Annotated in this window: 11 protein-coding genes; 6 read left to right on the top strand and 5 right to left on the bottom strand. The window is 59.5% G+C overall.

Annotated features, from left to right (window positions below; genetic code table 11):
• Positions 1-15 precede the first annotated feature (15 nt).
• Positions 16-1197, top strand: a complete 1182-nt coding sequence (locus tag ACRZ94_RS19445) for a phytanoyl-CoA dioxygenase family protein (protein WP_480798106.1) — start codon at positions 16-18, stop codon at positions 1195-1197.
• Positions 1198-1243: 46 nt separating this feature from the next.
• Positions 1244-2050 carry a 5-deoxy-glucuronate isomerase gene (gene iolB, locus ACRZ94_RS19450; protein WP_480798107.1) on the top strand — a complete coding sequence of 269 codons (807 nt, stop codon included), beginning with the start codon at positions 1244-1246 and terminating at the stop codon, positions 2048-2050.
• Between the two features lie 2 nt (positions 2051-2052).
• Here iolB and ACRZ94_RS19455 read toward each other — a convergent pair whose 3' ends face one another.
• From ACRZ94_RS19455 to iolC, 3 genes are read right to left on the bottom strand one after another with little or no spacing between them, the layout of a single operon-like run.
• Entirely contained in the window at positions 2053-2892 is an 840-nt protein-coding gene (locus tag ACRZ94_RS19455) for a class II fructose-bisphosphate aldolase (RefSeq protein ID WP_480798108.1), read from the bottom strand.
• A complete protein-coding gene (locus ACRZ94_RS19460; protein ID WP_480798109.1) occupies positions 2889-3725 on the bottom strand; it encodes a 5-deoxy-glucuronate isomerase in 837 nt (278 codons plus the stop codon). Before ACRZ94_RS19460 ends, ACRZ94_RS19455 begins: the two co-directional genes overlap by 4 nt.
• Before the next feature lie 9 nt (positions 3726-3734).
• The gene (iolC, locus tag ACRZ94_RS19465) at positions 3735-4703 is read right to left on the bottom strand and encodes a 5-dehydro-2-deoxygluconokinase (protein WP_480656392.1); all 969 of its coding nucleotides are present in this window, start codon (positions 4701-4703) and stop codon (positions 3735-3737) included.
• A 126-nt stretch (positions 4704-4829) separates the two neighbouring features.
• Between iolC and ACRZ94_RS19470 the strand changes: the two genes are divergently transcribed.
• Together ACRZ94_RS19470 and ACRZ94_RS19475 are read left to right on the top strand one after the other, a co-directional pair.
• Positions 4830-5933 (top strand): Gfo/Idh/MocA family protein, encoded by a 1104-nt coding sequence (locus ACRZ94_RS19470; RefSeq protein ID WP_480798110.1) that lies wholly within the window; start codon positions 4830-4832, stop codon positions 5931-5933.
• 36 nt (positions 5934-5969) lie between these two features.
• The gene (locus tag ACRZ94_RS19475) at positions 5970-7103 is read left to right on the top strand and encodes a Gfo/Idh/MocA family protein (RefSeq protein ID WP_480798111.1); all 1134 of its coding nucleotides are present in this window, start codon (positions 5970-5972) and stop codon (positions 7101-7103) included.
• Here the strand turns inward: ACRZ94_RS19475 and ACRZ94_RS19480 are convergent, their stop codons facing one another.
• A complete protein-coding gene (locus tag ACRZ94_RS19480; protein ID WP_480798112.1) occupies positions 7104-8102 on the bottom strand; it encodes a LacI family DNA-binding transcriptional regulator in 999 nt (332 codons plus the stop codon).
• A gap of 461 nt (positions 8103-8563) precedes the next feature.
• On the opposite strand from ACRZ94_RS19480, the gene betA reads away from it, so the two are divergent.
• Positions 8564-10249: a choline dehydrogenase gene (gene betA, locus ACRZ94_RS19485; protein WP_480798113.1), complete on the top strand. Its 1686-nt coding sequence runs from the start codon at positions 8564-8566 to the stop codon at positions 10247-10249.
• 58 nt (positions 10250-10307) lie between these two features.
• Positions 10308-11765: a betaine-aldehyde dehydrogenase gene (betB, locus tag ACRZ94_RS19490; RefSeq protein ID WP_480798114.1), complete on the top strand. Its 1458-nt coding sequence runs from the start codon at positions 10308-10310 to the stop codon at positions 11763-11765.
• 120 nt (positions 11766-11885) lie between these two features.
• Here betB and ACRZ94_RS19495 read toward each other — a convergent pair whose 3' ends face one another.
• Positions 11886-12632, bottom strand: coding sequence for a hypothetical protein (locus tag ACRZ94_RS19495; protein WP_480798115.1), 747 nt, complete (start codon positions 12630-12632; stop codon positions 11886-11888).
• Positions 12633-12681 lie beyond the last annotated feature (49 nt).

Genomic DNA, 12681 nt, shown 5'->3' on the forward strand with positions numbered 1-12681 from the left:
AGAAAGGAGAAAATCATGGTGCATCAAGAACTTGGATATGTCGGATATTTTGACCGGGAATCCTGTGATCTGGATGAATTCAAGGTGTTGACCTCGCAAAGCCTGACCACTGACGCGGTGCCCCACGCGGTATCGGTCGAAAAGAACGTACCGGTCTATGACATGGATTCATTGCGACCGGCGTTGGAGGATACCCAGCAGCGCAAGCAATTGCTGGCCGAGTGGGGACATGTCCTGAACAGCTCGGCGGGTGTGATCGCCTTGAAGGGGGCTTATGCGGATACCTCGGTGATCGACCGGGCGACTGACGTGTTCCGCGACATCATCGCCCAGGAACGTGAAGGCGGCGGCGGTGAGGGCGATCACTTTGCCGCCTCAGGCGCGAATGACCGGGTGTGGAACGCGTTGCAAAAACAGTGCATGCACGATCCCGAAGGCTTTGCGCTCTACTATGGGAACCCGGCGATTGCCGCTGCGTGTGAGGCGTGGCTGGGGCCGAACTACCAGATGACCGCGCAGGTCAATCAGGTACGCCCCGGCGGTCAGGCGCAGCAAGCGCATCGCGACTATCACCTGGGGTTTCAAAGCGCTGAAATGGCGGCGCGCTACCCAGCTCATGCGCATATGGTGACGGCGACTCTGACCTTGCAAGGCGCGGTGGCGCATTGCGACATGCCCGTGGAAAGCGGGCCGACCAAGCTGTTGCCGTTTTCGCAGCTTTATGCGCCCGGGTATCTGGCCTTTCACGATCCCGCCCATCGGGAGCATTTTGAGGCGTCCTGCATCCAGTTGCCATTGTCCAAGGGCGACGCGGTGTTCTTTAACCCAGCCCTGTTCCACGCGGCTGGTGCGAACCGCAGTGCGAATATCGACCGGATGGCAAACCTGCTTCAGGTCTCATCGGCCTTTGGGCGCGCGATGGAGGCTATCGACCGGCGTACCATGTGTCTGACGGTTTACTCAGCACTGATCGCTTTGAAGCAACGTGGAGCGCTGACCGGTTTGGCTTTGGACGCGGCCATCGCCGCCACGGCCGAGGGGTATCCGTTCCCCACCAATCTCGACACTGACCCGCCCGTTGGCGGCAATGCCCCTGCCAGTCAGGCGGACATCCTGCGGCAGGCTCTGTCCGAAGGGTGGAGCGAGGCTCAATTGGCCGAAACGCTCGCAACCCAGGATCAGCGCCGGGCCGCGTGACGCAAGAACCGGGCGGGGTCATCCCGCCCGAAAGGAGAAGAAGACAATGGCAGACCTGCTCAAGAAACCTTTTGGGACACGGGGCAAAGTGCATGACATCACCCCTGCCAGCGCCGGTTGGCGCTATGTCGGGTTTGGCCTTTACCATCTGAAAGCAGGCGACAAGGCGGCTGAAATGACCGGCGACCGTGAGGTTATTCTGGTCATGGTTGAAGGCAAGGCACGGATCTCAGGCGCGGGGCAGGACTGGGGCGTTCTGGGCGACCGGATGAATGTTTTTGAAAAGACCGCGCCCCATTGCCTGTACCTGCCAAGCGGGACCGAGTGGGAGGCCGTGGCGGAAACCGATTGCGTTCTGGCGGTGTGTTCAGCCCCCGGCAAGGGCGGGCATAAGGCGCGGCGCATTGGGCCGGAAGGCATTACGCTGACCGAGCGCGGCAAGGGCGTGAACACACGCCATATCAACAACATCGCCATGGAACATGAGGATTACGCCGACAGCCTGCTGGTGACCGAGGTGTTCACGCCAAACGGTCACTGGTCATCCTACCCCAGCCACCGCCATGACGAGGATGACTATCCGCGCATCACCTATCTGGAAGAGACCTATTATCACCGCCTGAAGCCGGCCAATGGCTTTGGCATTCAGCGGGTCTATACCGATGACGGCCAGTTGGACGAAACCATGGCAGTATCGGACGGGGACGTTGTCTGCGTACCGCGCGGCCACCACCCCTGTGGCGCGCCTTACGGGTTCGAGATGTATTATCTGAACGTCATGGCCGGGCCCTTGCGCAAATGGCGGTTCGTCCCGGCGCCCGAGGTCGAATGGATCATGGAGCGTGACGCCTGATCTTACCGCTGAGGCGGCGCGCCAAACGCCCGTATGACGGTGCGAGCGGCGGCCTCGACCGGATCATGGGTTTCTTTCAGGATGGTCACGCGATCGAACCGGTCCGGGTCGCGGTTCACGGCCTCACGCAGCGCGTGACCAAAGGCCATGCGCAGTTCGGTTCCGATGTTGAACTTGCAGATCGATGTGTCGCGCGACAGGCGCGCGCGTTGTTCCACCGGCACGCCCGAGCCGCCATGGATCACCAGAGGCACCTCGGTCAGCGTGTCGATCTCGGCGATGCGGGCCTCATCCAGCCCGCCCTCTTTGTCTTGTTGCAGGTGGACATTGCCGACCGAGATCGCCATCGCGTCGACGCCGCTTTGCCGGGCGAATTGCGCGGCCTCTGTCGGATCGGTGCCGTTCGAGCCCTCGCCCCCGGAATAGCCGACAAACCCGATCTCACCCTCGCAGGAAATCCCGGCGGCATGGGCCATTTCCGCAATGGCGGCGGTCTCATCGATATTCTGCTGCAAGGGTTTGCGCGACCCGTCAAACATCAGCGAGGTAAAGCCGCTCTCCAGCGCGATCCTGCACTCTTCGAAGGTATAGCCATGGTCAAGATGCGCCACAACGGGGACCGAGGCGTTTTCGGCCAGATGCCGGAACATCTTGCCAAGGATCGGCAAGGGCGTGTGCTCGCGACAGCTTGGGCCCGCTTGCAGGATCAGGGGGGCGTTTTCGGCCTCAGCTGCGGCCACATAGGCACGCATGTCTTCCCAACCCAGCGTCACCAACCCGCCAACGGCATAGCCTTGTTCATATGCGGGCTGCAGGACGTCTTTCAGAGTAACAAGCGTCATTTGAACTTGGCGATCATGTCTTTGATGCCCGGGATCGTTTCGATCTGATAGGCATGGGTGGGCTGGAAATACTGCACCAGCGACCGCTGGCTCAGGCCGGCGAGGATGGTGAAATAATACATCTCGTACCCCGGCAGAACACAGCAGGGGTGGTAGCCATTGTCGATGCAAACGGTCGATCCATCGACGATGTGATACGCATCGCCGGGTTCGTTGTCTTCACGCTGCAGCATCTGCAGACCCGAGCCCCAGTTGGGTTTGAAGCGGAAATTATAGGTCTCATCATGCCGCGTCTCATCGGGCAGGCGGTTGGTGTCATGCTTGTGGTTGGGGAAACCCGACCAGCCGCCCTGGCCGACGGTGAACAACTCGCTCACCAGCAGGCGGCCCACCTTGTCGTGTTGTTTTTGGCCTAGTATGTGCTTGATCTTGCGATGGGTTTTGGTGTCATCGCTGCCATATTGCACTAGGTCATGTTCGCGCACATCGAACGGTTCCAGCACCTTGTCGTATTTTGCACCGGCCACGAACACCTCGGCGGACTCGGACAGGCAAACCATCTGCGCCTTGGCCCCAACAGGGACATAGACCCCCTCGGGTTCGCCGTCCCAGACATCCTCGCCCCGGTTTCCCAAAGCGGGGAAGGGGACGCCGTCGATGTCGACATCGACGCTGCCGGTTGCCGGAACAATGCAGGTTTCATAGCCGGGCACCTGATATTCGAACGCGTCGCCCTTTTTCAGTTTGACGATGTTGAAATAGTTCAGCGGAACTGTTGGATCATCGGCATCCACGATGGGCTTGTTCTGATTGTCGAATGGGGCGATGTGCATGGGGACCTCCTAGGTCGTCGGACCGGGGTGGGACGCCAGAAATGCGTCCAGTTCAGACGTGGTCGGCATGGCCGGAGAGCAGCCGGGATGCGACACGACAATCGACGCACAGGCCGACCCGCGCATCACCGCCTCTTTCAGCGGATAGCCCGCCGCGATTGAGGCCAGCAGCCCGGCCATGAAACTGTCGCCGGCACCGACGGGTTTGATCGCGTCAACGGGGTAGATGCCGGTTTCGATCTCCTGCCCGTCCGCCAAAGTGACCGCGCCCTTTTCGCCCATCTTGTAGATCACGACGCGCCCCGGCTTGCGGGCCAGGTCCTGAGCCTTGGCAAAACCTTTCTCAATGCCGCCTGCCATGAAGCCGAACTCTTCGTCATTGCCGACGATCAGGTCGCTGGCGTCACCGGCGCGTGACAGCACATCGGCGGCCACTTCGGGCGATGGCCAGCTGTAGGGGCGGTAGTCTATGTCGAAAATCACCGGCAATCCTGCCTTGCGGGCGTTTTCAAAGGCTCGGAACGTGGCGCTGCGCGACGGCTCGGCGGCGAACACTGTCCCGGCGGACAGCACGGCTGTAAAGGCGGTGTAGTCTACCTTGTCCACGTCTTCTTCGGTGACCTGAAAATCAACCGCTCCGTTGCGGTAGATGACGTTTTGGAAATCCTCTGTCCGGCTTTCATACAAGGCCAGTGAGGTGCGATATTCGCCGCCCTGAACGCGGATATACGATGTATCCACGCCGTAATGCGCCAGCCGGTTCATGCAGAACCGCCCCACCGCATCGTCCGAGATCGATGTGACCAGTGACGCCTGACTGCCCAGCTTGACCAGCCCCGCGCAGATATTGGCCGAGGACCCGCCCAGATCGGCGTGAAAGGTGCCTGCATCCTCGCTTTTGACATTGATGGGCTCGGCGAACAGATCGATGCCCGCGCGCCCGAAGACGGCAAACCGGTTTCCCTTGATCCCATCCATCAAAGTGCTCACGTCGTGTCCTCCGGCAAAAAGGGCGGGCAGGGATCGTTGGTCCTTGCGTTGAATCGATTCACACGATACTCATTTTGCAACCGGTTGCAAATACAATGTTCGGAGCCGTTGCACATGCCTGAAATCGGAATAGGAATCGTCGGTGGCGGCTATATGGGCAAGGCCCATTCCGTTGCGATGGCCGCCGTGGGGGCCGTGTTCAACACCGTCCTTCGCCCCCGGCTTGAGGTGATCTGCGCCTCAACCGCCGACAGTGCCGAACGCTATCGCGCAGCCTATGGGTTTCAGCGCGCGACCAAGGATTGGCGCGCGCTGGTGAATGACCCTAAGGTAGAGGCAATCGTGATCGCCTCACCGCAAACCACGCACCGTCAGATTGCCGAAGCGGCCTTTGCCTTGGGCAAGCCGGTGCTGTGCGAAAAACCACTGGGGGCCTCGCTCGATGACAGCCGCGCGATGGTGGCAGCAGCCGAGGCTGCAGGCGCGATCAATATGGTTGGGTTCAACTATATCCGAACCCCGGCCAGCCAATTCGCAAGGCAGCTGATCGCGAATGGTGAGATCGGGGATATCACATGGTTTCGGGGCGAACATACCGAAGATTTTTATGCCGATCCGCAGGCTCCGGCGAGTTGGCGTACAACGGGCATGGCCAATGGCACGATCGGGGATCTGGCACCCCATATGGTCAACGGTGCGCTGGCTCTGATCGGGCCGATCACGCAGGTCATGGCGGATGTCGAAACCGTGCACCGTCATCGTCCGGGTGGCGAGGTCACCAATGATGACCACGCCCAGATGATGTGCCGCTTTGAGAATGGCGTCATGGGCAATCTGTATTTCAGCCGTGTCGCGACGGGGCGGAAGATGGGCTATGCCTATGAAATCTCGGGCACGAAGGGCGCGATCCGCTTCGATCAAGAGGATCAGAACGCCCTGTGGTTGTATCGCAGCGAAGGGCCTGAGGCGACGCGGGGCTTTACCAAAATCCTGACCGGCCCTGCCCACCCTGATTATGAACCCTTCTGTCAGGGGCCGGGGCACGGGACCGGGTATCAGGATCAGATCATCATTGAGGCCAAGGATTTCCTGCACGCCATTCACACCGGCCAGAATATCTGGCCCACGTTCCGCGTTGGGCATGAGGTCAACCGGGTTCTGGCGGCAGCACTTGCATCCTCGGACCAGCGGCAATGGCAGGCGGTCAGCGATTTCTGACGCAAATATCGGCATGATAGAAGAGAGACTAAGATCATGGCAAAACTGAAATGGGGCATGATTGGCGGGGGCGAGGGCAGTCAGATCGGACCCGCCCACCGTTTGGGTGCATTGGCTGACGGGATGTTCGAATTCACTGCGGGCGCACTGGATCATCGCCCCGATGTCGGGCGCGAATATGCGCAACGTCTGGGGGTAGCGCAGGACCGTGCCTATGGCGACTGGCTAGAGATGCTGGCCGGTGAAAAAGACCGCGCCGACCGCATCGATCTGGTGACGATTGCGACGCCGAACGCCACCCATTTCGAGATTGCGAAAGCCTTTCTTGAGGCCGGGTTCCACGTGCTGTGCGAAAAGCCGATGACCATGACGGTGGAAGAGGGCGAAGAGATCGTCCGCGTCGCCGAAGCCTCGGGCAAGATTTGTGCGGTCAACTACTGTTATTCCGCCTATCCGATGGTCCGGCAGGCCCGCGCGATGGTGCGGGCGGGCGACATCGGCAAAGTACGGCTGGTGGTGACGAATTTCAGCCATGGTCATCATGGGGACGCCACGGATGCCGACAACCCCCGTGTGCGCTGGCGTTACGATCCGGCGATGGCGGGCGTTTCCGGGCAGTTTGCCGATTGCGGCATCCACGCGCTGCATATGGCGAGCTTTATCAGCGACGATGAGGTCAAAACGCTCTCGGCGGATATGGCCTCGACCATTTCCAGCCGCGAGCTTGAAGATGACGCTATGGTCAACTTCCGCACCGAGGGCGGCGCGGTTGGGCGACTGTGGACTTCATCCGTGGCTATTGGGCGGCAGCACGGGTTCGACATTCAGGTCTTTGGCGAAACCGGTGGTCTGCGCTGGATGTCGGAACAGCCGAACCAGCTGGTCTATACCCCTGTCAATGGCCGCACGCAGATCATTGAAAAGGGCGAAGGCGGCTTGCACGAAGACGCGCAGCGCCTGTCCCGTGTTGCCATTGCCCATCCCGAAGGGTTCCCGCTGGCCGTTGCGAATATCTATTGCGATCTGGCTGACGCCATTCAGGGTGAAACCCGTGACGGCTTGCCAACACCCGCTGATGGCGTGCGGTCTATCGCCGCCGTGCATGCGGCGGTTGCCTCGTCGAAGAACGACGGGGCGTGGACTGACGCGCGTCCGCCCATGTTCCGTTGATCAGGGGCGGGGCCGTAACGTGCCCCGCTCGATCACGCGGCAGGGAAAAATCCGGGCTTCGGGATAGCGCGCAGGATCTTTCAGCATCTCTTCGACCAGATCGACTGAGGCGGTGATGATCTGTTTGATCGGCTGGTGGATTGTGGTCAGATCAACGCTTTGCCAGCGCGACATCTCCATGTCGTTCAGACCGATTATGCCGATGTCCTTGCCGGGTTGCAGGCCATGGTCTGACAGCGCGGACAAGGCCCCGATCGACAGAATGTCATCGCCGCAGAAATACCCTTCGGCGGGCTGACCCTGCAACAGGCGCAACATTTCCGCGCGCCCCGCCTCAAACGAATAGGCACCCGCAAAGGAATGCGTCACATTCAGGTCGGGGTGCTTTTCGGCCTCTTCCATGAAACCGCGATAGCGGTCCATGGCGGATGTGGCGTCTTTGGGCCCACCCAGATAACCCACATGGCGGTAACCGCGCGCCAAAAGCTCGCGGGCGGCCATGCGTCCGCATTCCACGTTGTCGATGCCAACCACATGCACCTCGGGCGAGGTTGCCGAGCGGCCAAACGTATGCACAACCGGAACGCCCGCATCATGAAATGCCTTGGCAAAGCTTGGGGGCAGGGTTGATGAGGCGACAATCGCCGCGTCCACCGAATATTGCCGCAACATCCGCACAGAGTTTGTAGGTTCCGTCTCATCCGTCAGGTTCACGATCAACGGGCGCAGCCCGCGTTCCTGCAGGGCACGGGTGAACTGATCGAACACTTCCAGAAAGATCGGGTTGTGAAAGTTGTTGGAAATCAGACCGATCAGCTTGGTCCGCCCGGTGGTCAGGGAAGAGGCCAGCGCGTTCGGGCTGTAGCCCAGTTCTGCTGCTGCTTTCTCGACCTTGCTGCGCGTCTTGGCCGAGACCGAAGCCCCTTTTGTAAACGTGCGCGACACGGCTGAGCGCGATACACCGGCCAGAGCCGCGACTTCTTTGAGGGTGACACTCATGCGATGGGCCAGAGCGTATTGTGTTGGCGTGTGAACGACTTCATAGGGAAACAATAGGCCCGATCAATATCCACGCGCAATCCGTTACCCAACCATCCTGAAAATTCGCGCCGCGGGTCGCCACCGTGCCCTCAAGGGCGAAAAGACCCTTAGCCGACATCAGCCACCTTTTGGCAGTCCCAACGGCGGCTTTCTGAAAGTCGGATGTATCCCTGACCTCGTGCCTGATGGCAACGCGTCGTTTTTTGTTGACTGGCAAGTCAGTCAATGTCAGCTAGAGCTCCAAGAAAATCGTTTTTGACTGATCAATCAGTTAAAAATCGATAACAGAGTTAAGTCAACAAAACTGCGTCAGCTCGCGACGGCAAACCCAGCGTCGCTGCGCGGTGCACAGGTGATCAGGTGATCAGGTCGCAAGCGTTCGTGTTTGCTGACATCGCCGGGAAACATGGGAAAAGACGATGGAACAGTTCGATTATGTCATCGTGGGCGCGGGTTCGGCTGGTGCGGTCCTGGCCAACCGACTGACCGAAGATGCCGCCAATACAGTGCTGCTGCTTGAGGCCGGAGGCGAGAATGACAACCTGTTTGTCAACATGCCCGCCGCGATGACGTATCCGATGAAGTTTGACCGCTTTAACTGGAAACACGTGACCGAGCCTGAACCCTACATGAACAATCGCCGGATTGGTCAGCATCGGGGCAAGGGTTTGGGTGGATCGTCTGCGATCAACGGCATGGCCTACGTGCGTGGCCACGCCTGCGATTATGATGAATGGGTCGAACTGGGTGCCAAGGGCTGGGGCTATGCGCAGGTGCTGCCCTATTTCAAACGCAGCGAGCAATATAGCGGCAGCGAAGATGAATATCGCAACACGGATGGATACCTGAGAGTCTCGCGCGGAAATGACATGGTTGGTACGCCCCTGTATCAGGCATTTATCGACGCGGGCGTCGAAGCGGGCTATCCGGCTACGACCGACTATAACGGTTACCGGCAAGAGGGGTTCGGCCCCTATCAGATGACCGCGTTTGAAGGGCGGCGCAGCTCGACCGCGCGGTGTTTCCTGAAACCGATCCGCCACCGCAAGAACCTGAAAATCGAGACCTGGGCTTTTGCCAAGCGTATCGTTCTGGACGGCAAGCGCGCCACCGGGATCGAATATGATCGTAAGGGCCAGCGCAAAATCGCCAAGGCGAACAAAGAGGTGATCATCGCGGCCAGCGCCTTTAACTCTCCGGCCTTGCTGCAGGTTTCGGGTATTGGCCCGGCTGATGTTCTGCGCAACGCCGGGGTTGAGGTCGTGCATGATCTGCCCGGTGTCGGCGAAAACCTGATGGATCACCTTGAGGTGTTCTTTCAAATGCGCTGTTCGCAGCCCGTCAGCCTGAATTCCAAACTTGGGTTGCTCAACGAGGCTAAGATCGGACTGCAATGGCTGTTGACCAAAAAAGGCATCGGGGCCTCAAACCAGTTTGAATCGGGTGGGTTCATACGGTCGCGCGCAGGGTTGCGCTGGCCCGATATCCAGTTCCATTTCCTTCCCGGAGCGATTTCTTATTCCGGCGATCCTGCCTTCAAAGAAGACGGGTTCCAGGTGCATGTCGGTCCGAACAAGGCTAAAAGCCGTGGTCATGTGCGGATCCAAACTCCGAACATGGAAGACCACCCCAAGATCCTGTTCAATTACCTCAAGGAACAAGAGGATATCGAGGATTGGCGGCGCGCGGTGCGTCTGACGCGGGAAATCATGAATCAACCGGCGCTGGACCCGTTCAATGCAGGCGAATACGCGCCCGGCGCAGATGTCCGGACAGATGATGAGATCGACGCATGGGTCCGGCAAGAGGCGGAAACCGCCTATCACCCCTCGGGCACTTGCAAGATGGGTGGCGATGATGACCCCATGGCCGTACTGGACCCCGAATGTCGGGTCCGCGGAATGGAGAACCTGCGCGTGGTGGATTCGTCCATCTTCCCGGTGATCCCCAACGGCAACCTGAACGCCCCGTCGATGATGGTGGGGGAACGCGGCGCGGATTTGATCCTGGGGCGTGACCCGCTGCCCGCGTCCAATGCCGATGTCTGGATCGACCCGGAATGGGAAACCCGCCAGCGACTGAACCCACCAGCGCGCGCCATTTGAATGCAATGTCAAAGCTGCCCCTGTGTTCAGGCGTAGCGACTTCTTCCAAGAGGACAGAATGAAGTATCAACCCAAGGCCAGTCATTTCATCAATGGCGCATATGTCGAAGATACCGATGGCGAGGCGATTGATGTGATATACCCGGCGACCGGCGAGGTTATCGCCCGGGTGCACTCGGCCACGCCTGCGATTGTCGAACAGGCGATTTCCAGTGCCAAGGCGGCGCAAAGAGCATGGGCTGCGACCCCAGCCGTCGAACGGGGCCGTGTATTGCGCCGTGCTGCCGAACTGATCCGCCAGTGTAACGAAGACCTGTCTAAGATCGAAACCCACGACACTGGCAAGCCGCTTCAGGAAACACTGGTCGCAGACGCTCTGTCGGGGGCAGAGGCATTGGAATATTTCGGTGGGCTGGCCGCAACTTTGACCGGAGAATACATCCCCGTCGGCAACGGAGATTTCGTCTACACCGTGCCCGAGGCGCTTGGCGTCTGCCTTGGCATCGGCGCATGGAACTATCCCATCCAGATTGCCTCATGGAAAGCCGCCCCAGCCTTGGCCTGTGGCAATACGATGGTGTTCAAACCGTCCGAAACGACCCCGCTGACAGCGCTGAAACTGGCCGAGCTTCTGACCGACGCCGGCGCGCCCGCCGGTGTTTTCAACGTGGTGCAGGGCCTGCGTGACGCCAGCGCCGCGATGGTGGCCGACACGCGGATAGACAAGGTGTCTCTGACCGGCTCGGTCCCGACGGGCAAAAAGGTTTATGCCGCCGCCGCCGAAGGCATGAAACACGTGACCATGGAATTGGGCGGCAAATCCCCCATACTTGTCTTCGACGATGCCGATCTTGAGAATGCGATCAGCGGCGTGATCAACGGGAACTATTACTCTTCTGGGCAGGTCTGTTCCAATGGTACCCGTGTGTTCGTGCAAAAGGGCATAAAGGACGCCTTTGTCAAACGCCTTTGCGAACGGCTGGAGGGCGCTGTGATCGGTGACCCGATGGACCCGCAGGTGAGTTTTGGCCCCATGGTCAGTCAGGCACAGCTGGATATCGCCCTTGGCTATGTTGAAAAGGGCAAGGCCGAGGGGGCGACGCTGGCCTATGGCGGCGCACGTCTTGATCGCGGCGCCGGTTTCTACATGGAACCGACCCTGTTCACGGATGTCACCGACGACATGACCATTGCCCGCGAAGAGATTTTCGGCCCCGTCCTGGCTTTGTTGGAGTTTGAAACCGAAGACGAAGCCATTGCCCGCGCCAACGAGACCGAGTTTGGTCTGGCCGCTGGCGTATTCACCAAAGATCTTGCACGAGCTCACCGGGTTTCGGCGGCGTTCCAGGCAGGCAGCTGTTACATCAACACGTATAACCTGACTCCGGTCGAGGCGCCGTTCGGTGGCATGAAAGGATCGGGTGTAGGCCGCGAAAACTCCAAAGAAGCGATTAAACACTATTCGCAGGTCAAATCCGTGTATGTCTGCACAAACGACGTAGAGGCCGCCTTCTGACAGGCGGCAGGGCCCGCCGCAGCTGAGACAAGCGGCCAAACCGAAAGTCTGCGTGTGGTTTCCCCAACCACGCGCAGCTTACGACCCTATCCGGAAACACCGTTCACCCGGTGGCTCATCCTAGAATTTCAGCTTCACACCGAACAGAGCACCGTTTTGCTCGACATCGTAGACAAAGCCGTTCCCATCTTCGCGATCGACCGAGAAATACCTGTACCCCCCGACCAAATCCACCGTTTCGCTGATTTTATAGCCGACGCCCCCGAAAACATCTGCGGCCAAATCCGAACCGCCGCCACCCACAAAAGACCATCCGGTAAGATACCAGTTATCGTCGATAAAAGACTGTCCGCGTACTCCGACAATCCCATCCCACCAGTCGTCTCCACCGGTGACATCCCGGCCTGGCAGCGCACCTGCGGTCAGAGAGCCGTTGATCGAAACGTCATAGTACCGAACGCCCGCGGCCAGACGCAGCTCTGATCTTGGCGATCCATAGGCCACGTATTCCAGCCCCAGCGTTGCAATCGTGATGTCCGTATCAACAACGGCTGAGCTGAAAAGCGGGCCGGGCGATGCATCCCCCGAATTGAAATCAAAGTATTGAAGGTCACCAAAGACCCCGATCCTGTCCTTGGTCGCCGAGCCCGCGATCAGAAACCCTATGTCCAGTTCCTCAAGAAGATCGCTAAAGGACGCATCCACGCTCAGGGTAGGGGATCTTGGGCCCGGCGATACGTCGCCGGTTAAGCCCGGTGCCCACAAATAGGGGGTTACAACAAAATCCCATTCCCCCGCCGTGTTCTGAGCGTGCCCCGGTAGCGCGGACATCGCCAGCAGTGCCGCCGCACCCATGTGTCGTGTCATAGGACCGTTTGTCCCTTTACGCGTAACACCAGACCTTTGTTGCAAAACT

This window comes from Ruegeria sp. CH10, assembly GCF_056537125.1.

Coding starts and splice junctions, on each gene's coding strand:
- ACRZ94_RS19445 (WP_480798106.1), top strand. CDS start 16: ATGGTGCATCAAGAACTTGGATATGTCGGATATTTTGACCGGGAATCC.
- iolB (WP_480798107.1), top strand. CDS start 1,244: ATGGCAGACCTGCTCAAGAAACCTTTTGGGACACGGGGCAAAGTGCAT.
- ACRZ94_RS19455 (WP_480798108.1), bottom strand. CDS start 2,892: ATGACGCTTGTTACTCTGAAAGACGTCCTGCAGCCCGCATATGAACAA.
- ACRZ94_RS19460 (WP_480798109.1), bottom strand. CDS start 3,725: ATGCACATCGCCCCATTCGACAATCAGAACAAGCCCATCGTGGATGCC.
- iolC (WP_480656392.1), bottom strand. CDS start 4,703: ATGGATGGGATCAAGGGAAACCGGTTTGCCGTCTTCGGGCGCGCGGGC.
- ACRZ94_RS19470 (WP_480798110.1), top strand. CDS start 4,830: ATGCCTGAAATCGGAATAGGAATCGTCGGTGGCGGCTATATGGGCAAG.
- ACRZ94_RS19475 (WP_480798111.1), top strand. CDS start 5,970: ATGGCAAAACTGAAATGGGGCATGATTGGCGGGGGCGAGGGCAGTCAG.
- ACRZ94_RS19480 (WP_480798112.1), bottom strand. CDS start 8,102: ATGAGTGTCACCCTCAAAGAAGTCGCGGCTCTGGCCGGTGTATCGCGC.
- betA (WP_480798113.1), top strand. CDS start 8,564: ATGGAACAGTTCGATTATGTCATCGTGGGCGCGGGTTCGGCTGGTGCG.
- betB (WP_480798114.1), top strand. CDS start 10,308: ATGAAGTATCAACCCAAGGCCAGTCATTTCATCAATGGCGCATATGTC.
- ACRZ94_RS19495 (WP_480798115.1), bottom strand. CDS start 12,632: ATGACACGACACATGGGTGCGGCGGCACTGCTGGCGATGTCCGCGCTA.